This window comes from Pectobacterium carotovorum, from assembly GCA_016415585.1.
Lineage (GTDB): Bacteria > Pseudomonadota > Gammaproteobacteria > Enterobacterales > Enterobacteriaceae > Pectobacterium > Pectobacterium carotovorum_K.
The window spans coordinates 25,528-47,565 of the sequence record CP066552.1 but is presented as its reverse complement, the minus strand read 5'-3'; the positions used below and the strand labels follow the sequence as shown (position 1 = coordinate 47,565).

General features: G+C 52.2%; 17 protein-coding genes. 9 read left to right on the top strand and 8 right to left on the bottom strand.

The annotated features are described in order from the left end of the window. The first annotated feature begins 4 nt into the window (after nucleotides 1-4). From trmH to JFY74_00190, 4 genes are all read left to right on the top strand, one after another. Nucleotides 5-697, top strand: a complete 693-nt coding sequence (gene trmH, locus JFY74_00205) for a tRNA (guanosine(18)-2'-O)-methyltransferase TrmH (protein ID QQG28543.1) — start codon at nucleotides 5-7, stop codon at nucleotides 695-697. Next, nucleotides 697-2,778, top strand: coding sequence for an ATP-dependent DNA helicase RecG (gene recG, locus JFY74_00200; GenBank protein ID QQG28542.1), 2,082 nt, complete (start codon nucleotides 697-699; stop codon nucleotides 2,776-2,778). The genes trmH and recG overlap by 1 nt, the downstream gene beginning before the upstream one ends. A gap of 165 nt (nucleotides 2,779-2,943) precedes the next feature. Next, nucleotides 2,944-4,332 (top strand): uracil-xanthine permease, encoded by a 1,389-nt coding sequence (locus JFY74_00195; GenBank protein QQG28541.1) that lies wholly within the window; start codon nucleotides 2,944-2,946, stop codon nucleotides 4,330-4,332. Nucleotides 4,333-4,484: 152 nt separating this feature from the next. Next, entirely contained in the window at nucleotides 4,485-6,176 is a 1,692-nt protein-coding gene (locus tag JFY74_00190; GenBank protein ID QQG28540.1) for an AsmA family protein, read from the top strand. Between the two features lie 202 nt (nucleotides 6,177-6,378). Here the strand turns inward: JFY74_00190 and fabY are convergent, their stop codons facing one another. The 4 genes from fabY to typA form a co-directional block, all read right to left on the bottom strand. Continuing rightward, nucleotides 6,379-7,320, bottom strand: a complete 942-nt coding sequence (fabY, locus tag JFY74_00185; protein ID QQG28539.1) for a fatty acid biosynthesis protein FabY — start codon at nucleotides 7,318-7,320, stop codon at nucleotides 6,379-6,381. 138 nt (nucleotides 7,321-7,458) lie between these two features. Continuing rightward, nucleotides 7,459-7,896, bottom strand: coding sequence for a D-tyrosyl-tRNA(Tyr) deacylase (gene dtd, locus JFY74_00180; GenBank protein QQG28538.1), 438 nt, complete (start codon nucleotides 7,894-7,896; stop codon nucleotides 7,459-7,461). A 64-nt stretch (nucleotides 7,897-7,960) separates the two neighbouring features. Further along, a complete protein-coding gene (gene yihX / locus JFY74_00175; protein QQG28537.1) occupies nucleotides 7,961-8,572 on the bottom strand; it encodes a glucose-1-phosphatase in 612 nt (203 codons plus the stop codon). Nucleotides 8,573-8,734: 162 nt separating this feature from the next. After that, nucleotides 8,735-10,558, bottom strand: coding sequence for a ribosome-dependent GTPase TypA (typA, locus tag JFY74_00170; protein QQG28536.1), 1,824 nt, complete (start codon nucleotides 10,556-10,558; stop codon nucleotides 8,735-8,737). 369 nt (nucleotides 10,559-10,927) lie between these two features. Here typA and glnA point away from each other — a divergent pair, with 369 nt between their 5' ends. The 4 genes from glnA (at nucleotide 10,928) to JFY74_00150 (ending at nucleotide 15,380) form a co-directional block, all read left to right on the top strand. Continuing rightward, on the top strand, nucleotides 10,928-12,337 hold the full coding sequence (gene glnA / locus JFY74_00165; protein QQG28535.1) for a glutamate--ammonia ligase: 1,410 nt from the start codon (nucleotides 10,928-10,930) through the stop codon (nucleotides 12,335-12,337). A gap of 292 nt (nucleotides 12,338-12,629) precedes the next feature. Next, a complete protein-coding gene (glnL, locus tag JFY74_00160; GenBank protein ID QQG28534.1) occupies nucleotides 12,630-13,679 on the top strand; it encodes a nitrogen regulation protein NR(II) in 1,050 nt (349 codons plus the stop codon). Between the two features lie 7 nt (nucleotides 13,680-13,686). Beyond that, nucleotides 13,687-15,099, top strand: a complete 1,413-nt coding sequence (gene glnG / locus JFY74_00155; protein QQG28533.1) for a nitrogen regulation protein NR(I) — start codon at nucleotides 13,687-13,689, stop codon at nucleotides 15,097-15,099. A 143-nt stretch (nucleotides 15,100-15,242) separates the two neighbouring features. After that, nucleotides 15,243-15,380, top strand: a complete 138-nt coding sequence (locus JFY74_00150; GenBank protein ID QQG28532.1) for a YshB family small membrane protein — start codon at nucleotides 15,243-15,245, stop codon at nucleotides 15,378-15,380. A gap of 185 nt (nucleotides 15,381-15,565) precedes the next feature. Here JFY74_00150 and hemN read toward each other — a convergent pair whose 3' ends face one another. The 3 genes from hemN to yihI all read right to left on the bottom strand — a co-directional run bounded on the left by hemN (nucleotide 15,566) and on the right by yihI (nucleotide 17,890). Beyond that, complete coding sequence (hemN, locus tag JFY74_00145; protein QQG28531.1) at nucleotides 15,566-16,939, bottom strand: oxygen-independent coproporphyrinogen III oxidase; 1,374 nt, start codon at nucleotides 16,937-16,939, stop codon at nucleotides 15,566-15,568. Nucleotides 16,940-17,161: 222 nt separating this feature from the next. Next, a complete protein-coding gene (locus tag JFY74_00140) occupies nucleotides 17,162-17,332 on the bottom strand; it encodes a hypothetical protein (protein QQG28530.1) in 171 nt (56 codons plus the stop codon). A 3-nt stretch (nucleotides 17,333-17,335) separates the two neighbouring features. Beyond that, a complete protein-coding gene (yihI, locus tag JFY74_00135) occupies nucleotides 17,336-17,890 on the bottom strand; it encodes a Der GTPase-activating protein YihI (GenBank protein QQG28529.1) in 555 nt (184 codons plus the stop codon). A gap of 203 nt (nucleotides 17,891-18,093) precedes the next feature. Here yihI and JFY74_00130 point away from each other — a divergent pair, with 203 nt between their 5' ends. Beyond that, complete coding sequence (locus JFY74_00130) at nucleotides 18,094-18,729, top strand: YihA family ribosome biogenesis GTP-binding protein (protein ID QQG28528.1); 636 nt, start codon at nucleotides 18,094-18,096, stop codon at nucleotides 18,727-18,729. Between the two features lie 416 nt (nucleotides 18,730-19,145). On the opposite strand, the gene polA is transcribed toward JFY74_00130, so the two are convergent. Beyond that, nucleotides 19,146-21,935, bottom strand: a complete 2,790-nt coding sequence (polA, locus tag JFY74_00125) for a DNA polymerase I (GenBank protein QQG28527.1) — start codon at nucleotides 21,933-21,935, stop codon at nucleotides 19,146-19,148. Nucleotides 21,936-22,038: the final 103 nt, after the last annotated feature.

Below are 22,038 nucleotides of genomic sequence, written 5' to 3'. Positions count from 1 at the left end.
CGTCATGACCCCTCAACGTTATGCACGTATAAAAGAAATGCTCAACTGTCGTCAGCCCGATCTGACGATTTGCATGGAGCAGGTGCATAAACCTCATAACGTTTCTGCGGTTATCCGTACTGCGGATGCTGTCGGTGTGCATGAGATCCATGCGATTTGGCCCACCAGTCGGATGAAAACACTGGTCTCCTCCGCCGCAGGTAGCAATAGCTGGGTGCAGGTTAAAACCCATCGCAACATAGGTGATGCGGTTGGTCACCTGAAGGCCGAAGGCATGCAGGTTTTGGCGACCAATTTGTCTGAACACGCCGTCGATTTTCGGGAAATTGATTACACCCGCCCTACCTGTATTCTGCTCGGGCAAGAAAAAACCGGTATTACAGCCGAAGCGCTCAAACTGGCCGATCGAGATATCATCATTCCGATGACCGGCATGGTGCAGTCGCTGAATGTGTCCGTAGCCTCGGCATTGATCTTGTATGAAGCCCAGCGCCAACGCCAGATCGCCGGTATGTATCAGCGTGAAGACAGTCCGTTGGATGAAGAAGAGCAGCAGCGTCTGCTTTTTGAAGGGGGCTACCCGGTACTGGCACGCGTCGCAAAACGCAAAGGGCTACCTCGCCCCCATATCGACCATCAGGGTCAGATTGTCGCGGATACCCCGTGGTGGGCCGCGATGCAATCCTCGGAGTGCTGATGAAAGGCCGCCTGCTGAACACCCAACCGCTGAGTACACTTACCGGTGTGGGTGCAAGTCAGGCAGCGAAGCTTGCGCGACTCGGGCTGGAAACCGTGCAGGATCTCCTGCTGCACTTACCTCTGCGCTACGAAGACCGTACGCATCTTTATCCTATTGGCGACCTCCTTCCCGGTATGTATGCCACTGTGGAAGGTGAAATCCTACGTAACGACATCACCTTTGGCAGCCGTCGCATGTTGACCTGCCAGATCAGCGACGGCAGCGGTATGCTGACCATGCGCTTCTTCAATTTCAGCGCCGCGATGAAAAACAGCCTCGCACCGGGACAGCGCGTTACCGCTTATGGCGAAATCAAGCGCGGTAAAATCGGTGCGGAGATCATCCATCCTGAATATCGTGTTCAGGGGGATAGTACGCAGGTCGAGTTACAAGAATCACTCACGCCGGTTTACCCCTCCACAGAGGGCGTTCGTCAGGCCACGCTCCGCAAACTTACCGATCAGGCATTGGCATTGCTCGATGCAAACCCCATCGATGAGTTGCTGCCTGAATCCCTGAGCCGATCGCTCATTAGCCTGCCGGACGCGCTGCGCACGTTACATCGCCCCCCGCCGGATATGCAACTCAGCGAGCTTGAGCACGGGAAACACCCAGCACAGCAGCGGTTGATTATGGAAGAACTGCTGGCGCATAACCTGAGTATGCTCGCGGTACGAGCGGGGGAGCAGCGGCATAAAGCTTCGCCGCTACAGGCGCAAGACGGTTTGAAGCAACGGCTGCTCGCTGCCCTGCCGTTCAAACCCACACAGGCGCAAGAACGTGTCGTAGCCGAAATTGAAACGGATATGGCGAAAGACTTCCCGATGATGCGTCTGGTGCAGGGCGATGTCGGTTCAGGGAAAACGCTGGTCGCCGCACTGGCAGCATTACGCGCCATTGCCAACGGCAAACAGGTCGCGCTGATGGCACCCACAGAGCTATTGGCCGAACAGCACGCCCATAATTTCCGTCAGTGGTTTGAACCGCTAGGGCTTGAAGTGGGCTGGCTGGCTGGCAAACAAAAAGGGAAAGCGCGTCAGGCCCAGCAGGATGCCATCGCCAGCGGTCAGGTTTCCATGGTGGTCGGGACGCACGCTATTTTCCAGCAGCAGGTTAAATTCAACGGGCTGGCATTGGTCATTATTGATGAACAGCACCGCTTTGGCGTGCATCAACGCCTTGCGCTGTGGGAAAAAGGCGAAGAACAGGGCTTTCATGCCCATCAATTGATTATGACCGCCACACCGATTCCTCGTACGCTGGCGATGACAGCCTATGCCGATCTGGATACATCCGTCATTGATGAACTGCCGCCGGGCAGAACCCCCGTCACCACAGTCGCTATACCGGATTCACGCCGCAGCGACATCATCGAGCGCGTGAATAATGCCTGTCAGCAGGAAGGGCGGCAGGCCTATTGGGTATGTACGCTGATCGAAGAATCCGACCTGCTGGAAGCACAGGCAGCTGAAGCCACCAGCGAAGAGTTGAAGGCTGCTCTGCCAAATCTCAAGGTTGGATTGGTTCACGGCCGCATGAAAGCGCAGGAAAAGCAGGCGGTGATGCAAGCCTTCAAACAGGGCGAACTGCAACTGCTGGTAGCGACCACCGTCATCGAGGTGGGTGTGGATGTACCGAATGCCAGCCTGATGATCATTGAGAACCCGGAGCGCCTGGGTTTAGCACAACTGCACCAGTTGCGCGGGCGCGTCGGACGCGGCGCGGTAGCATCTCACTGCGTGCTGCTCTACAAAACGCCGATGAGCAAGACCGCACAAAAACGGCTTCAGGTTCTACGCGATAGCAACGATGGTTTTGTCATCGCGCAGCGCGATCTGGAAATTCGCGGGCCGGGAGAATTACTCGGTACGCGCCAGACGGGCAATGCCGAGTTTAAAGTCGCTGACCTCCTGCGCGATCAGGAACTGATTCCACAGGTACAGCGCGTTGCGCGCCATCTTCATGAGCACTACCTCGAGCATGCCATCGCGCTAATCGAACGCTGGCTACCAGAGCGCGCACGCTACACCAACGCCTAATCGCAGCAGCGCTTCTTCACTTTTCTTAAAAGTATCCCCTTAAATAATAAGGCCTTGCTTGTTAGACAAAATTCATATCGAAAAGATGAGTTAGCAAACGTTTGCTTTCGGCAAAGAGAGCATTAAAATGCGCTCTTTGTCGTTTCAGGAACGCCAACTTACATCATGACTACCACCACGGAAACGTCCCAAACAGAAGCCGCTGCCGCACCTCAGCGCAGTGAACTCATCTATCATCTTGAAGACCGGCCACCGCTGCCGCAAACGCTGTTCGCCGCCAGTCAGCACCTGCTGGCCATGTTTGTTGCGGTGATTACCCCTGCGCTACTGATCTGTCAGGCATTAGGTTTACCCGCTGAGGATACGCAGCGCATCATCAGCATGTCGCTTTTCGCTTCCGGTCTGGCCTCTATTCTACAAATTAAAACCTGGGGTCCTGTCGGTTCTGGTCTGCTGTCGATTCAGGGCACCAGCTTTAACTTCGTGACGCCGCTGATTATGGGTGGGCTGGCGCTGAAAAACGGCGGAGCAGATGTTCCCACCATGATGGCAGCACTGTTCGGTACGCTGATGGTCGCTTCCTTCACCGAAATCATTCTTTCACGCTTCCTGCATTTAACCCGCCGCATCATTACCCCGCTGGTTTCCGGCATTGTGGTGATGATCATTGGGCTGTCGCTGATTCAAGTCGGCCTGACCTCTATCGGCGGCGGCTATGCCGCAATGGGTAATAACACCTTCGGCGCCCCCAAGAACTTACTATTAGCGAGTGTGGTATTGCTGGTTATTATTCTACTTAACCGCCAGCGTAACCCTTACCTGCGCGTCGCCTCGCTGGTGATTGCCATGGCGGTGGGTTATCTGGGTGCCTGGTTGATGGGAATGCTGCCGGAAAGCGCCCCTGCTCAAAATGACACGGTCATTATGGTGCCCACCCCGCTGCATTACGGTCTAGGCTTTGACTGGAACCTGTTGATTCCGCTGATGCTGGTCTTCATGGTGACCTCGTTAGAAACCATCGGTGACATCACCGCGACCTCCGACGTTTCCGAGCAGCCGGTCAGAGGCCCGCTGTACATGAAACGCTTAAAAGGCGGCGTGCTGGCAAACGGCTTGAACTCCTGTCTTTCTGCCGTATTCAACACCTTCCCCAACTCTTGCTTCGGCCAGAATAACGGCGTCATCCAGCTTACCGGTGTTGCCAGCCGCTATGTGGGCTTCGTTGTTTCACTAATGCTGATCGCACTGGGTCTATTCCCTGCCGTTAGCGGATTTGTGCAGCATATTCCAGAGCCCGTTCTGGGCGGTGCCACTATCGTGATGTTCGGTACGATCGCAGCCTCCGGTGTGCGCATTGTGTCCCGTGAGCCACTGAATCGTCGTGCGATCATGATTATTGCGCTGTCGCTGGCTGTTGGTCTTGGCGTATCTCAGCAGCCGCTGATTCTGCAGTTCGCGCCGGATTGGATTAAAACATTACTGTCTTCCGGTATCGCCGCTGGCGGGATTACAGCAATCGTGCTGAATATCGTCTTCCCACACGAAGAAAAATAGCGCCAGCCCGCAATAATTTCAGTTCATGTAAAAGCGAGCGGTGATGCAACACCGCTCGCTTTTTACTGTCTGTAACAGCATTACCTATTGAGCCTTCAGGGAAATTGCGGCATAAGAACAGTTCTCCCTGACGATTGGCATGGACTGACACGATGAAATTTATCGGGAAATTATTGCTGACCCTACTGCTGCTGGCCTTTTTAGCGCTGGTGGTCGTATATGTATTACTGCAAACCAGTTGGGCAGCAGGCTGGGTTAGTAATTGGGTAAACCAGAATACCGACTACCAGTTGTCACTGGGCAAAATTAATCATGACTGGTCAACAGCCGATCATATCCAACTCACCGATGTCAGTTTTGGCCAAAAAAATCAGCCGCCGACACTCACTGCAAAGCAGGTTTCAGCCGGGTTTAGCGCCCGTCAAATTACCGAACCACGCCATTTCGCTAGCCTGGAGCTGGAAGGCGGCACGCTAAACCTTTCCTCACAGGCCGCCACACTCCCTATCGAAGCCGATGTGCTACAGCTGCGTGCGATGGCGTTGCAGGCAAAGGACGGCGATTGGCGTCTGAATGGTCAACAGATCAACGGCGGAATGATGCCGTGGCAGCCCGAGGCAGGCTATCTGCTGGGTAAACAGGGACAGTTCCAGCTCAGCGCCCGCTCACTCGAACTCAACGATATCCCTGCCAGTCAGGTCTTGGTTCAGGGCGAAATAAACCACAATCAGCTGATTCTGAGCAATTTCGGCGCGGATGTCGCTCAGGGGCAGCTAACGGGCAATGCCAGCCGCGCAGAAGACGGCAGTTGGCAGATCGGTAGCCTGCGACTCAGTAATGTTCGTTTGCAAACGCAGAGAACGCCGGAGGCCTTCTGGCAACCCGTTACTGAACTTCCTTCTGTTACGGTTGACCGCTTTGATCTTATTGATGCCCGTATTGAAGGGCCGGGATGGGCGTTTATTGACCTTGATGTTGCCCTGCAAAATGTCACGTTTAAGCAGAATGACTGGCAGAGCGAAGGGGGAACACTGTCATTCAATGCGACCGACATTGTGAACGGAAACATGCACCTTATCGACCCTATCGTGAATCTGGATTTGTCACCGGCGGGTGTTAACATCAAGCAGTTTTCTACGCGCTGGGAAGGGGGTCTGCTGCGAACCAACGGCAACTGGCTGCGTAGTAACCACCGTTTACAGCTGAATGAGTTTGTTGTCGCAGGAATGGAATACACGCTCCCCGGCGACTGGCGTCAGCGCTGGCAAGCAACATTGCCATCATGGCTGGCAGAAGTGAATGTGCGAAAATTCACGGCGAACCGCAATCTGCTGATCGATATCAACCCGGATTTCCCTTTCCAGCTCACCGCATTGGATGGCTACGGCAGCGATTTGCTGCTGGCTCGCAACCACCAGTGGGGAATGTGGACAGGCTCGTTAAATCTTAATGCCAGCGATGCGACGTTCAATAAAGTCGATGTGCGCCGTCCTTCGATGGCACTGGTAGCCGACGATAACCAGATCGCCATTAACGAACTCAGCGCATTTACGCAAAATGGCATGCTGGATGCCAAGGCAACGATCAACCAGCAACCGGCACGCAATTTCTCCCTGTCGCTGACAGGACGCGCTGTACCGCTGGATGTTCTGACGCGCTGGGGATGGCCAGAACCCGCGACCGCACCGACAGGTAACACGAATCTGCAATTGCAGTTGAATGGGCGACTTGCCGCTGATACACCGCTTAAGCCGACGCTAAGCGGTACGCTGCAAGGTGTGGATAGTAACGACCACCCAATCAGACAGCAAATGCATCAGGGAACCGTGACAGAAACGCCGTAATTATTACGTTTTCAAAATACGTTTTTTTAAATAAGAACTTTCAAAACATCCGCAACGTTGTTGCATGCTGAAACAGCATCATAAACCCCGTGAAAATCACGGGGTACGACGTGTTTCGAGGGTACTGCCAGCGATTGTGAAGCATGATGTACCGATGGGAATAGTGTCATAATACTTGGCTCTCATAATGCTTAGCCGCGGGCTAATCCACTACTGACCCGCCCTCTTCCAGCGGTGCATCCGGTTGAGCAGGCAGCACGATATAAACCCCTTCGAACAATGCCCCTTTATTATCATCACCGAAAAGCTCAACATTGAGCTGCACGCGCGCCTTACGCCCACGCGCGAGACGATCCAGATCGCCACTCAGCGACCCTAAATCAGCAATAGCGTTCGGTCGGCCACTGACTGGCGTACTGTAACGAATGTGCGCATCCGCCAGAATAATCGTTCCACCGAGGTGCCGTTCACGCAGCAACAGCCAGATTAACCCCCACCCAGTGAGCGTAGCGAGAGAAAACATACTGCCGGCAAAAAGCGTATGATGCGGATTCTGGTTGCCCGTTTCAGGCATGGTGGTAATAAATTGCTTTCCGGTGTACTGGCTTATCCGCACGCCCATTTTTTCACTCAGGGGAATGTGCTCGTACCAGGCCTGCTGCAGCTGTCCACACCAGTCAGGGCGATGCAAAATATCATCCAGCGTCGCCACTGGTTTAATCATCAGGAAGTGCCGCACGGGTGTGGTTTGTGGCGCGGTGATCTCCCCCTGATTAACAAAGCCCAGCTTGGAGAAGAAATCCATTGCGTCTTCACGGGCGCTACAGACCACGCGCTTGACGCCTTCCTGACGCGCGACAGACTCCAGGGTAATCGCAAGCAGCGTTCCTAACCCTTTCCCTCGTACGTCGGGGTGAACGGCTAAAAAACGGATTGCCGCTTCATTATCCGCATTGATAGAAAGACGCCCAATCGCGACCAGTCTCCCATGTTCATCAACCACGGTTTGGTGATGTGCCAGAGCATCATAGGCATCACGCTCGGAGCCCAGCGGCTGGCGTAGAGGTTTGCGCAGCATTTCCCAGCGAAATTGATAGTACGCATCAAGTTCTTCCGCGCTTTCAGGTACTCTCAAATGATACATAACCCTTCCTCTATACCGAGATGCCTTATTACATCAGGGTTCATAAAATCAGACTGTTGACGCAAACTTATACGCGGAACGGCAACGATGATAGCTCGTTACAACACCATGACATCGCAGCGCTATGACGTTACAGCCCTATGTCTGTAGCCAGAACGTCACCGGGCCGTCATTCACCAGTGCCACTTTCATATCCGCCGCAAACTGCCCCGTTTCCGTGTGAACGCCTTGCTCACGACACTGTCCGACAAAATACTGATAGAGGCGATCGGCCTCTGAGGGATGCGCACCACGAGAAAAACCTGGGCGCATGCCACGCTGCGTATCGGCAACGAGCGTAAACTGTGAAACCACCAGCACATTGCCGCCAGCCTGGCGAACATTGAGATTCATTTTCCCGTCATCGTCACCGAATATGCGGTAACCCAATACGCGTTCGCAGAGTCGTGTGGCTTTTTGTTCGTCATCGCCCTGCTCAACGCCCAGCAAGATCAGTAAACCTTTATCGATTTCCCCAACCACACTGCCTTCTACCGTAACGCTGGCGCTGGAGACTCGCTGAATTAGCGCAATCATAAAACCCAACTACTCCTGATGTTATCATTCCCAATAAGGGCTGTGTCCGCCCCTGCGATATAAATCATGCTTTGGTCATCGTCGCCTGCATGGCGAAAAAATCCGGCACCACCTGACGATCGGTCACCAGAATGCTGTGAATACCCAGACTTTGTGCCGCATCGACATTCGCGGCATTATCGTCAAGAAAGACGGCTTGCGCAGGCGGAACGCCTTCCTCTGTCAGGACATATTGATAAATCGCCAATTCCGGCTTACGTAATCCAATATCTTGCGACAGATAGATCCTGTCGGCTGCCGTCGCCACTTCTGGGAATAGCGCAGGCCAGTGTGAACAGTGGAGGCGATTGGTATTCGACAGAATCACCACGCGGTGCCCTTCCTGACGCAGACGCTGCATGATGTCGATAACCTCAGGGCGCAACGCGACAAAAATAGCCTGCCAGCCAGCGGTGAATTGTTCGAAGCTCAGGGCGATGCCCATTTCCTGGCACAGTCTGGTGGCAAACTCTTCGTCGCTGATCTCACCCCGCTCATGCTGTTCAAACGCTTCGCCCATGACAAAGCGCTCTTGCAACGTCGCGAGCGGCGCGCTGCTCAGATTACTCCAGACACCCAATACTCTATTGAAATCAATATCTATGACGACATTGCCTAAATCAAAGATATACAGCATGGCAGTGACCTCCTGACGTAATCGTAGGATTTTCACTGTAGCGGGAAATGAAGAAACTGAACAGGGAGGAAATCTAAAGGAAAGGTTAAAGTGGAAGAAAGCGCATAAAATTCAGGGCACCCGAAGGTGCCCTGTTGCGTAACAAGACAAATCCGTCTGAAATTAGACGTCTTTGCTGCCGCGGCTGGCGCGTTTACGATCGTTTTCGGTCAGGTGACGCTTACGAATACGGATAGACTGCGGCGTAACTTCAACCAGTTCGTCGTCATCGATGAACTCCAGCGCTTGTTCCAGAGACATTTTGATCGCCGGAACCAGCGTGGTTGCTTCATCGGTACCCGATGCACGCATGTTGGTCAGTTTCTTACCGGTCAGACAGTTTACTGTCAGATCGTTAGAACGTGAGTGAATACCGATGATCTGGCCTTCATACACTTCTGCACCGTGTCCGAGGAACAGCTTACCGCGATCCTGCAGGCTGAACAGTGCAAACGCGACGGCTTTACCCTGACCGTTAGAGATCAGTACGCCGTTCTGACGCTGGCCGATTTCACCCGGACGCACGTCATCGTAGTGGCTGAACGTGGAGTACAGCAGACCGGTACCAGACGTCATAGTCATGAATTCGGTACGGAAACCGATCAGACCGCGAGCTGGGATCAGGTAATCCAGACGGATACGACCTTTGCCATCTGGGATCATGTCTTTCACATCACCCTTACGCTCACCCATGGCTTGCATGACTGAACCCTGGTGCTGTTCTTCGATGTCCAGCGTCACGTTTTCAAACGGCTCTTGGTTACGACCGTCGATAACGCGGTTGATAACTTTCGGACGTGATACGGCCAGTTCAAAGCCTTCACGACGCATGTTTTCGATCAGAACTGACAGGTGCAATTCACCACGGCCAGAAACGCGGAACGCATCAGCGTCTTCGGTTTCGTCAACGCGCAGGGCAACGTTGTGCACCAGCTCTTTGTTCAGACGCTCCAGAATCTGGCGCGACGTGACATACTTACCTTCTTTACCGCAGAATGGTGAAGTATTGACGTTGAAGAACATGGTAACGGTAGGTTCATCGACGCTCAGTGCTGGCAGCGCTTCGACATTCTGCGGATCGCAGATGGTGTCGGAAATGTTCAGCTCGCCCAGACCGGTGATCGCGATGATATCGCCTGCTTCCGCTTCAGTCGCGTCGATACGCTCCAGACCCAGGTGAGTCAGAACTTTACCGACTTTACCGTTACGGGTTTTGCCTTCGCTATCAACAATAGTGACTTGTTGGTTAGGCTTAACTTTACCGCGCTTGATACGGCCGATACCGATAACGCCAACATAGTTGTTGTAGTCCAGCTGAGAGATCTGCATCTGGAACGGCGCATCCATCTCAACCTGAGGCGGAGAAACGTGATCGACAATCGCCTGATACAGCGGAGTCATATCTTCCGCCATGTCGGTATGGTCGAGACCCGCGATACCATTCAGCGCAGAAGCATAAATGATCGGGAAATCCAGCTGCTCGTCAGTCGCATCCAGGTTCACGAACAGGTCGAATACCTGATCGACAACCCAGTCAGGACGCGCACCAGGACGGTCAACTTTGTTGATAACCACAATTGGCTTCAGACCGTTGGCAAATGCTTTTTTGGTCACGAAACGCGTTTGCGGCATCGGACCATCCATCGCATCAACAACCAGCAGTACCGAGTCAACCATCGACATTACACGCTCAACCTCGCCGCCGAAATCGGCGTGTCCCGGGGTATCTACGATGTTAATACGGTAGTCTTTCCAATTAATGGCGGTATTTTTTGCGAGGATGGTAATTCCACGCTCTTTCTCCAAATCGTTGGAGTCCATTACACGCTCGGTTGCTTCGACACGTTCACCGAACGTTCCGGATTGTTGCAACAGCTTGTCAACCAGGGTGGTTTTCCCATGGTCAACGTGCGCAATAATGGCGATGTTACGCAAATTTTCGATCACAGCTTTGCCTCAGGCATTTAGAAATAGCGCGCTATTGTACACGTATTAATCGAGGGACTAAACAAGATCACAAGCATCTATGATAAACAACCTAGAGCTGCCTGCTTTGTGATCCCTTTCACGGTGCAAAAGCGCTACAAGCGAACATGAGTGCACCAAATAAGTGCAATAATTCACATATGGAGCACCATTTTGGTGCTTTAGACTATAATGGTGCAGTGGGTTTACGTGAGAAAGCCCCAAGGAGCAACACATTGCACACATTTAAAAAGTTGGCACACTTTTAGCTTTAGTCTACTCACGGCAACAACATCAATCCACAACGATATTCGTTCCACGACGATAAATGACCAATCGGGAGAACCAAGTATGTCCGCAGAACATGTTTTGACGATGCTGAATGAGCACGAAGTGAAGTTTGTTGATTTACGCTTCACTGATACTAAAGGTAAAGAGCAGCACGTCACCATTCCGGCTCATCAAGTCAATGCCGACTTCTTCGAAGAAGGTAAAATGTTTGATGGTTCTTCGATTGGCGGCTGGAAAGGTATTAACGAGTCAGACATGGTTCTGATGCCCGATGCCAGCACGGCGATGATCGATCCGTTCTTCGAAGATTCTACACTGATCATTCGTTGTGACATCCTTGAGCCAGGCACGATGCAAGGCTATGACCGCGACCCGCGTTCTATCGCGAAACGTGCGGAAGATTTCCTGCGTTCTTCCGGCATTGCCGATACCGTACTGTTCGGGCCTGAGCCAGAATTCTTCCTGTTCGATGACATCCGTTTCGGCAGCAGCACGTCCGGTTCTCACGTTGCTATCGACGACATCGAAGCTTACTGGAACTCCGGTAAAGCATACGAAGGCGGTAACAAAGGTCACCGTCCAGGTCTGAAAGGCGGCTACTTCCCAGTTCCACCAGTCGATTCATCACAGGACATCCGTTCTGCTATGTGTCTGACCATGGAGCAAATGGGTCTGGTTGTTGAAGCTCACCACCACGAAGTGGCTACCGCGGGTCAGAACGAAGTGGCTACCCGCTTCAACACCATGACCAAAAAAGCTGACGAAATTCAGATCTACAAATATGTCGTGCATAACGTGGCTCACGCCTACGGTAAAACCGCGACCTTCATGCCAAAACCCATGTTCGGTGATAACGGTTCTGGTATGCACTGCCACATGTCTCTGTCTAAAGACGGCACTAACCTGTTCGCTGGCGACAAATACGGCGGCCTGTCTGAATTGGCGCTGTTCTACATCGGCGGTGTTATCAAGCACGCTAAAGCCATCAACGCTCTGGCGAACCCGACCACTAACTCCTACAAGCGTCTGGTCCCTGGCTACGAAGCACCTGTTATGCTGGCTTACTCTGCCCGTAACCGTTCTGCTTCAATCCGTATCCCAGTGGTTGCTAGCCCGAAAGCACGTCGTATCGAAGCACGCTTCCCGGATCCAGCAGCTAACCCATACCTGTGCTTCGCTGCACTGCTGATGGCTGGCCTCGACGGCATCATCAACAAAATCCACCCTGGCGATGCGATGGACAAAAACCTGTACGACCTGCCGCCAGAAGAAGAAGCAGAGATTCCAAAAGTTGCAGGTTCTCTGGACGAGGCCCTGGCTGCACTGAACGAAGACCGCGAGTTCCTGACTCGTGGTGGCGTGTTCACCGACGATGCTATCGACGCGTACATCGAACTGCGTAAATCTGAGATTGACCGCGTTCGTATGACGCCGCACCCAGTTGAGTTCGAACTGTACTACAGCGTCTAATAACTAAGCGTCTAATTTCTACCTCGGCGTGGTTGGGTGTGCTGATACCCGACCATGACCGGTAACCAACAGAATACTAAGAAGTTTTTTTGTGATGTGCTATCCATGCCCATCACCCCTGTAGGGGCCGTCGCAGAGCGACGTCAAAAATTTTTCCTGAAAATTTTTTGTTGCCGTGGAAACGCTTCAGCCCATCTTCGGATGGGCTTTTTTCACCACCGGCATTGGCCGTTGCGACGTAACATCCATCATCCACACTACAATGCACCACGACGGTGCGGGAGTCTGCGTTATGGCAACAGGCACGCTGCCCGATGCTGGGCAGATCCTAAATTCCCTGATAAACAGCATCTTATTGCTGGATAACGATCTGGCGATTCACTATTCCAACCCGGCAGCACAGCAATTACTGGCACAAAGTTCGCGTAAATTATCCGGCACGCCGCTGCCCGATTTGCTGGGATACTTTTCTCTGAATATCGATTTACTGCGTGAAAGTCTGGATTCAGGACAAGGTTTTACGGATAACGAAGTCACCATCGTCGTAGATGGCAAAGCGCACATCATGTCGCTCACCGCTCAGCGGGTACAAAACGATTTTATCCTACTGGAAATGGCGCCGATGGATAACCAGCGCCGTCTCAGTCAGGAACAGCTTCAACATGCGCAGCAGCAGGCCGCACGTGATTTGGTCCGAGGCCTGGCGCATGAGATAAAAAATCCGCTTGGCGGATTGCGCGGTGCCGCACAGTTGCTTGCCAAAGCATTGCCCGATCCGGCGTTGACGGAATACACCAAGGTCATTATCGAACAGGCGGATCGCCTGCGTAATCTGGTTGATCGCCTGCTCGGGCCACAGCAGCCCGGCTTGCACGTCACCCAAAGCATCCACCAGGTCGCTGAACGCGTTTGCCAGCTTGTCTCTCTGGAAAAGCCCGATAACGTGACGCTGGTGAAAGACTATGACCCCAGCCTGCCGGAACTGACGCACGACCCCGATCAGATTGAACAGGTACTGCTGAATATTACCCGCAATGCTCTACAAGCGCTGGGCGAGGAAGGCGGGACGATTACGATACGTACCCGCACGGCTTTTCAGCTCACGTTACACGGTGTGCGCTATCGTCTCGCCGCTCGAATTGACGTGGAAGATGACGGCCCCGGCGTACCCGCTCAGCTACAGGACACGCTGTTTTACCCGATGGTGAGCGGACGCGAAGGAGGCACCGGTTTAGGGCTTTCCATCGCCCGCAGTCTTATCGACCAGCACTCCGGTAAAATTGAATTTAACAGTTGGCCAGGACACACCGAATTCTCGGTTTATCTGCCTATTCGCCAGTGAGGTTACAATGCAACGAGGGATAGTCTGGATTGTCGATGACGATAGCTCCATCCGTTGGGTGCTTGAGCGCGCGCTTGCTGGTGCGGGTTTAACCTGTGCAACGTTTGAGAACGGAAATCAGGTACTGCATGCGCTGGCGACACAAACGCCTGACGTTCTGCTGTCCGACATCCGTATGCCAGGAATGGATGGATTAGCGCTCTTACAGCAAATCAAACAGCGCCACCCAATGCTCCCGGTCATCATTATGACGGCACATTCCGATTTGGATGCCGCAGTTAGCGCTTATCAACAGGGTGCGTTCGACTATTTGCCGAAGCCATTCGATATTGATGAAGCCGTTGCGCTGGTTGAGCGCGCGATCAGCCATTATCTGGAACAGCAGCAGCCGGTACGTAACCAACCGATCAACGGTCCGACAACGGACATTATCGGCGAAGCCCCTGCGATGCAGGATGTCTTTCGCATCATCGGCCGCCTGTCTCGCTCGTCGATAAGCGTACTGATTAATGGCGAATCGGGAACCGGTAAAGAGCTGGTAGCACACGCCCTGCATCGCCACAGCCCGCGTACCAAAGCCCCTTTTATCGCACTGAATATGGCGGCCATACCCAAGGATCTGATCGAATCAGAACTGTTCGGCCATGAAAAAGGCGCGTTTACGGGCGCAAACCAGATTCGTCAGGGCCGCTTTGAGCAAGCCGATGGCGGTACACTGTTTCTGGATGAAATCGGCGATATGCCGCTAGACGTACAAACACGTCTGTTACGCGTATTGGCAGACGGGCAGTTTTATCGCGTTGGCGGTTATGCTGCGGTAAAAGTGGATGTTCGTATTATCGCGGCAACGCACCAAAATCTTGAACAACGCGTGCAGGAAGGCAAATTCCGCGATGACCTGTTTCATCGCCTGAATGTGATCCGCGTTCATCTGCCACCACTACGTGAACGTCGGGAAGATATCCCCCGCCTGGCGCGTTATTTCTTGCAGGCTACGGCCAAAGAGCTGGGCGTCGAGCCGAAGAATCTGCATCCAGAAGCGGAAACCGCGCTAACTCGTTTACCGTGGCCTGGCAACGTGCGCCAATTGGAAAACACCTGTCGCTGGTTGACCGTCATGGCCGCAGGTCAGGAAGTACTTATTCAGGATCTGCCTCCTGAACTGTTCGAGACCACCGCGCCGGATTCCACCGTGCATATTCTGCCGGACAGTTGGGCAACGCTGTTGGCACAATGGGCCGATCGCGCGCTGCGTTCCGGTCATCAAAACCTGCTAGCGGAAGCACAACCGGAAATGGAAAGAACGCTGCTTACGACAGCATTACGGCATACGCAGGGGCATAAACAGGAAGCGGCAAGGTTGCTGGGATGGGGTAGAAATACCCTGACGCGTAAATTAAAAGAGCTGGGAATGGAGTAGCAAGATTGCTTTTTTATTGCTCAGTTGTTAACAAACAAATTGGTGATAAAAAATACAATCTGGCGCACGAAATTGTCATTAATTTGTACTTTACTTGCCTCGGGTCAGCAGTATGATCGTGTCGCTGATTCGGGAGGAACACCATGCTGGACTCATTGATTTCCGCTGCAACACTTTCTGTTGCAACACATGGCGCTGAAATTGGCTCCGCGGCAAGCCATTCGCCGCAGGCTGCTATTGCCGCCGTTTTGTGTGCCGCACTGATTAACTTCTTTAGTTAATCCAATATACCCTAAATAATTCGAGTTTCAGGAAGGCGGCAAGAGAAGGAATCCCGATGAGCTTACTCAGGTAAGTGATTCGGGTGAGTGAACGCAGCCAACACACCTGCAACTTGAAGTATGACGGGTATAAAACGTTTGAGAACAGCCAGTCGGTACTAACATCGACTGGCTGTTTTTTTTGACTAAATCACGCGGGAAAATTGCTGTGTTCTGAGCTTGTTACGTAGATAGACATCAAAGCACATGCAGATATTGCGAATCAGCAGACGTCCTTTCGGCGTCACCACCAGCCCGTCTTCCTGACTATCAACCAGCCCATCGGCCACCAGCGGTGCCAGCAGCGCTAAGTCCTGCTCAAAGTAGGTTTTAAAATCGATAGCATATTCCGCTTCAATGGGTGCATAGCTGAGCTGGAAATTACAAATAAGCGTCTTAATCACATCGCGGCGGAGACAGTCATCACGCGTCAGCTGTAATCCACGCCACAAACCATTTCCTTGGTCTTTGACCTGCGCATAATACTGCTTCAGCTCTTTCTGGTTCTGAGCATAGCTATCACCGATCATACTAATCGCCGAAACGCCCATACCGAGAAGATCGCTATCGCCCTGCGTCGTATAGCCCTGGAAATTGCGATGCAGCTTCCCTTCGCGCTGCGCCACCGCCAGCTCATCATCTGGACGAGCAAAGTGATCCATACCGATAAACTGATAGCCCGATTCCGTCAGTGACCCAATCGTCTGTTGCAGAATATCCAGCTTTTGCTCCGCGCTCGGTAAATCCGCTTCTTTAATCTTGCGCTGCGCGGCGAACAGGCTGGGTAAATGCGCATAGTTAAAGACGCTAAGCCGGTGCGGGTTTAATTCCGCAACGCGCTGTAGCGTAAAAGCGAAGCTTTCCGGCGTTTGTTTCGGCAGGCCGTAAATCAAATCGATATTGGTTGAGGTGAAGCCAAGCGCCTTTGCCCGCTCAATAAGGGCAAAAATAAAGTCTTCATCCTGCTCGCGATTGACCAGCTTCTGAACGTCTTTATTAAAATCCTGCACGCCCATGCTAAGGCGGTTGAACCCTTCAGCCCGCAGATGATCGAGGACGTCCAGCTCAATTTCTCGCGGATCGACTTCAAGCGACAGCTCAGCCTGATCGGAAAAAGAAAACAGCTCGCGCAGCAGCGACATCAATCGGCTGATTTGTACTTTATTCAGGTAGGTTGGTGTCCCGCCGCCCCAATGCAATTGCGTCACTGTTCGTCCGACGAATAGCGGCGCACGCTGGCGAATTTCCAGCTCCAACACATCAAGGTATTCATCCGCTTTATGCTGCTGACGCGTAACCAGCTTATTACAGCCGCAGAAATAGCACAGCCGATGGCAAAAAGGGATGTGGATATACAACGACAGCGGTCGCTGCGGATAACGGGCGATGGCCTGCTGAAACGCCGGCTCATCGTAAGCTTCACTGAATTCTAACGCTGTGGGATAAGACGTATAACGCGGCCCAGAATAGTTATATTTTTGAATCAGGGCCAGATCCCAGTCAACGGACGGTATCGACATATTCGCTCACTCCTTCCAGTTTTTACTCGGTGGGTTATCCTTCCCCTCCTTCAGATCACCAAAAAATGGCGTTCAAAAACGCTCCCGGCGTTTTGCTACTCGTCTCATCCCTGAAACTCGCCCTAAAGGGCCGTCACATTGTGACGTTCAAAAACGCTCCCAGCGTTTTGCTACTCGTCTCATCCCTGAGACTCGCCCTAAAGGGCCGTCACGCTGTGACGTTCAAAAACGCTCCCAGCGTTTTTGTCTTGGGCGTCGCACCTGATTCATGCGCCCGTTAAACAGGGCGCGATGCAACCGATGCTTACGCTTCGACAATAGCCATAGTTTACTGAACAGACAGAGCAGATAAAACGCAACCAGCAATATCAGGAACAGAAACAGCCATTTCATTGATTAGAACGTGTCTTTCGGGTTATTACGCTTCAAAAGCTGCAACATATCTTCCTGCTGCTCTTCTTCGTCATCATCACCCAGCTCGATCCCAAGCTCTTCCATCAGGATATCGATACGATCCAGCGTTTCATCAACCCATGACTGATCTTTGGCACTCAGCGTCTCGCCGCTATCCAGACGATCCAACAAGGCATCCAGACGCGCATCGTTTTCTAACATTTCCAGCTCTTCTTCCGGTGACATTGTCGGCTTGGCAACAACGACTTTCTCAACAGGCTCAGAAGGCTTCGACTTAGGTTTCGGTTTAGCCACAGCGCTGTCTAACACGCCAAGCTGTACAGGCTTTTTGCTGCCGATACGCGGATCGGCGACTTTACGCTGACCAGAACGCTGATCGGTAGACGCTTTTTCCTGAGTTCGGCTACCCGACGCGTTGCCACGATGCTTTTTATCTTTTTTCCGCTCGCGCGCTTCACGCTCCAGCTCTTCGCGGGTCTTTCTTTTCACTTTGGGTTTCCCTGCCTTATCGGCAGCCCCTTTGACAGGTCGGTTCATAATATTGTTCTCAGGTACACAGATATAAGGGAAGTGCGGCGGAATCTAGCAGAAAGCCCACTAATAAAAAAGCGTCCACATCAGACAGCTGAGCTTTTCTTTTCGCATCAGTCTGCTGCATTTCGAGACAGATAAAACCGCCTTTATTGTCAGTTACAGGTATAATCCCCAACCAGACAGAGATCCAGATAGAGATAACCATCGTGACGCAGCAATATAACTACCACATGACGCGTTTTATCATCAGCGCCCCGGATATTCGCCATCTGGCAACAGATAGCGGTATTGAAGTGGCCTTTGCTGGGCGCTCTAATGCCGGAAAATCCAGCGCGCTTAACACGTTGACCAACCAGAAAAATCTGGCACGAACCAGTAAAACGCCGGGCCGTACTCAGTTGATTAACCTGTTCCAAGTGGTAGACGGCGTGCGTTTGGTCGACCTTCCCGGCTATGGTTATGCCGAAGTGCCGGAGCAAATGAAGATCAAATGGCAACGTGCGCTCGGTGAATACCTGCAAAAGCGTAACAGCCTTAAGGGGCTGGTTGTACTGATGGATATTCGCCATCCGCTGAAAGATCTCGATCAGCAAATGATTCAGTGGGCTGTTGATGTCCAGCTCCCAGTCTTAGTGCTGCTGACCAAAGCCGATAAGTTAGCTTCAGGCGCACGTAAGACACAGTTGAACATGGTTCGCGAGGCTGTCTTGCCATTTATGGGTGATATTCAGGTCGAAGCATTTTCGTCACTGAAAAAGCTCGGCGTCGATAAACTACGACAGAAACTGGATAACTGGTTCAGCACGCTGGAACACGCTGAAGAAGAACAAGAAGCAGAGTAATCCTTTCGCGTGGTGTAGAGTATCATCACTCGCATCACGCCCCCACTTTCCCGCAACGATCGCCCACCCGAGATGTTCTTTTCACACGCGAAACCGTGCTAACCCGCAGCAACCTATCAGGCAGTTACTGGCGTTGTAAGGGCAAAAAAACCTGGATAAAGCCCATAAAAAACGCCCCGCTCAAAACTGAGCGGGGCGGCTAATATTCAGCCAAATCCGATTACGTGAAGTAAAAGGTCTGAAAGATAGAACATCTTACCTCTGTACCCTACGTCTTTAACTCTACCCTATTTTTTCACGGGAACAAAGGCTTTTTTGTTGTTTACTTTCATAGAAAATGGTTATCGATTACACAAAGTTAAACCAGGTCACACAATACTGTTATTTAATTACAGAAACAGCGCAAGAATCGGCCATTAATGTGCTTCATCCCAGTTCATGCCCGTACCGATGTCTACCTGTAATGGAACATTCAATTGCATACAACCTTCCATTAATGCTTTGATTTTACTAATGGATTCTTCAATAACCGAATCATGAATCTCGAAAACCAATTCATCGTGAACCTGCATGATCATCTTCACCTTCGGCGTGTCTTTCTGTAGCCAATCGTCAATCGCGATCATCGCTTTCTTAATAATATCAGCAGCGGTGCCCTGCATTGGGGCGTTAATCGCCGCACGTTCCGCACCTTTGCGCGCCATCGCATTACGAGAATGGATATCAGGCAGATAGAGACGGCGACCGTCAAGCGTGGACACATAGCCATGTTCCGCGGCCTGTTGGCGTGTACGCTCCATGTAATCCTGCACACCGGGATAACGCTCAAAATACAGGTTCATGTATTTCTGCGATTCGCTACGGGGAATATTCAACTGACGCGACAAGCCAAACGCGCTCATGCCATAGATCAGACCGAAGTTGATCGCTTTCGCACTGCGACGCTGTTCCGATGTCACCTTATCCAGCGCGGTACCAAACACTTCTGATGCCGTTGCCCGGTGGATATCCAGCCCGTTCGCGAACGCATTCAACAACCCTTTATCACCCGATAAGTGTGCCATGATACGCAGTTCGATCTGCGAGTAGTCCGCCGCAACAATGCTGTAGCCCTTAGGCGCAATGAACGCCTGACGAATACGGCGTCCTTCGTCATTACGCACCGGGATGTTTTGCAGGTTCGGATCGCTGGAAGACAAACGCCCGGTCGCAGTAACTGCCTGATGATAAGACGTATGCACACGCTTCGTCGCCGGATTGATCATCAGCGGCAGCTTATCGGTGTAAGTAGATTTCAGCTTGGCCAAACCACGATATTCCAAGATCAGCTTCGGCAGAGGGTAATCCAGCGCCAGTTCAGCCAACACTTCTTCATTGGTTGACGGCGCGCCTTTTGGCGTTTTCTTCAGAATCGGCAGCTTTTGCTTTTCATACAGAATGCCCTGTAGCTGCTTGGTCGATGAGAGATTGAACTCTTCGCCCGCCAGCTCATACGCTTGTGTTTCCAGCTCCGCCAAACGGATTGTGAGCTCTTTTGAGTGTTCCGCGAGAATGGCAGGATCGATCAGCACGCCCGTACGCTCGATGCGGGATAAAACCGGCACCAACGGCATATCAATAGTCTGGAAAACCTGGCACAGATCGGTATGCGGCTGGAGTTTCCCCCAGAGCTTCTGGTGCAGATGCAGCGTAACGTCCGCATCCTCGGCTGCATAAGGCCCAGCCTGTTCCAGCGCAATCTGATTAAACGTCAGCTGATTTTTTCCCTTACCCGCGATCTCTTCAAAAGTAATGGTTTTGTGGCTCAGATAGCGTTCGGCCAGGCTATCCATATCGTGGCGGCCCGCCACGCTGTCGAGCACGTAAGATTCAAGCATGGTATCAAACGCGATGCCGCGTAAATCGATGTCATACCGCTGCATCACGCCTTTATCAAATTTGAGATTCTGACCAATCTTAAGCAGCTTCTCATCTTCCAGCAGCGGTTTGAACAAGGCCAACACCTTGGTGCGATCCAACTGTTCTGGCGCATCCAGATAGTCATGCGCCAACGGCAGATAAGCCGCTTCACCTGGCTTAATCGCAAATGACAGACCAATCAGATTGGCGGTGAGCGTATCCAGCCCGTCGGTTTCCGTATCAAAAGCGAAAACCTCAGCCTGTTTTAAACGTTCAACCCAATCGAGCAGCGTTTTTTCATCAAGAATCGTGACATAACCGTCGGCAGAAAGCGTAGGCGCGTTATCTTCTTCAGCAACTTGCTCAACCACCGCGTTACTCACCGCCTGAACAGGCTGGCTGCTCTTTTTACCTTGCATCCAGGTGCCTGATTCAACATCTGATAACCAGCGTTTAAATTCATAACGGGAAAAAAGACGATGTAGCTCATCTACATCCAGCTCGTTAACGGTGAGCTGATCGCAGCTGAGCTCCAGCTCGACATCCGTTTTAATGGTGGCCAGTTGATAAGAGAGGTAGGCCACTTCTTTGTGCTGTTCCAGCTTCGGCGCCATGGTTTTCGCACCACGGAAGGAAAGTCCGGCAATTTTATCAAGATTGGCATACAGCGAGTCCAGCCCACCGAGCCCTTGCAATAGTGCCTGAGCCGTTTTTTCACCGACGCCAGGTACACCAGGAATGTTATCCGATGCATCGCCCATCAGCGCGAGGAAATCGATAATCAGCTCAGGAGGGATACCGTACTTATCGCACACTTCCTGTGGGCCAAGAATCGAGTTATTCATGGTATTGATGAGCGTCACACTCGGCGTCACCAACTGCGCCATATCTTTATCGCCGGTACTAATCAGCACCGACTTACCCACTTTTTCCGCCTGCACCGCGAGCGTGCCAATCACATCGTCCGCTTCTACGCCGGAAACCGCCAGAAGCGGCAGCCCCATCGCTTTCACCATCTTATGCAGAGGCTCTATTTGCTCGCGTAGATCCTCCGGCATCGGTGGACGGTGAGCCTTATAATTTTCAAACAGTTCATCGCGAAACGTTTTCCCTTTCGCATCAAAAACGACGGCAACGTGGCTGGGCTGATATTGCAACAGCAAACTGCGTAGCATATTCAGTACGCCATACATTGCACCGGTGGCTTCTCCCGCGCTGTTTGTTAACGGTGGGAAAGCGTGATAAGCACGATACAAATAGGATGAACCGTCTACCAGTATTAAAGGATTTTCTGCAATCTGAGCCATAGCCTGCCATGATCGTTGTGGTCTGTCATAGCGCTAAGCATGCCATAGGTCAGGGAAAGAGACGATCCTTAACGTGAGATATTGGCTGATTTTGCATGGATCC

Excerpts from the sequence above, each read along its gene's own strand:
- trmH (QQG28543.1), top strand. The coding sequence starts at position 5 with ATGACCCCTCAACGTTATGCACGTATAAAAGAAATGCTCAACTGTCGT.
- recG (QQG28542.1), top strand. The coding sequence starts at position 697 with ATGAAAGGCCGCCTGCTGAACACCCAACCGCTGAGTACACTTACCGGT.
- JFY74_00195 (QQG28541.1), top strand. The coding sequence starts at position 2,944 with ATGACTACCACCACGGAAACGTCCCAAACAGAAGCCGCTGCCGCACCT.
- JFY74_00190 (QQG28540.1), top strand. The coding sequence starts at position 4,485 with ATGAAATTTATCGGGAAATTATTGCTGACCCTACTGCTGCTGGCCTTT.
- fabY (QQG28539.1), bottom strand. The coding sequence starts at position 7,320 with ATGTATCATTTGAGAGTACCTGAAAGCGCGGAAGAACTTGATGCGTAC.
- dtd (QQG28538.1), bottom strand. The coding sequence starts at position 7,896 with ATGATTGCGCTAATTCAGCGAGTCTCCAGCGCCAGCGTTACGGTAGAA.
- yihX (QQG28537.1), bottom strand. The coding sequence starts at position 8,572 with ATGCTGTATATCTTTGATTTAGGCAATGTCGTCATAGATATTGATTTC.
- glnA (QQG28535.1), top strand. The coding sequence starts at position 10,928 with ATGTCCGCAGAACATGTTTTGACGATGCTGAATGAGCACGAAGTGAAG.
- glnL (QQG28534.1), top strand. The coding sequence starts at position 12,630 with ATGGCAACAGGCACGCTGCCCGATGCTGGGCAGATCCTAAATTCCCTG.
- glnG (QQG28533.1), top strand. The coding sequence starts at position 13,687 with ATGCAACGAGGGATAGTCTGGATTGTCGATGACGATAGCTCCATCCGT.
- JFY74_00150 (QQG28532.1), top strand. The coding sequence starts at position 15,243 with ATGCTGGACTCATTGATTTCCGCTGCAACACTTTCTGTTGCAACACAT.
- hemN (QQG28531.1), bottom strand. The coding sequence starts at position 16,939 with ATGTCGATACCGTCCGTTGACTGGGATCTGGCCCTGATTCAAAAATAT.
- JFY74_00140 (QQG28530.1), bottom strand. The coding sequence starts at position 17,332 with ATGAAATGGCTGTTTCTGTTCCTGATATTGCTGGTTGCGTTTTATCTG.
- yihI (QQG28529.1), bottom strand. The coding sequence starts at position 17,890 with ATGAACCGACCTGTCAAAGGGGCTGCCGATAAGGCAGGGAAACCCAAA.
- polA (QQG28527.1), bottom strand. The coding sequence starts at position 21,935 with ATGGCTCAGATTGCAGAAAATCCTTTAATACTGGTAGACGGTTCATCC.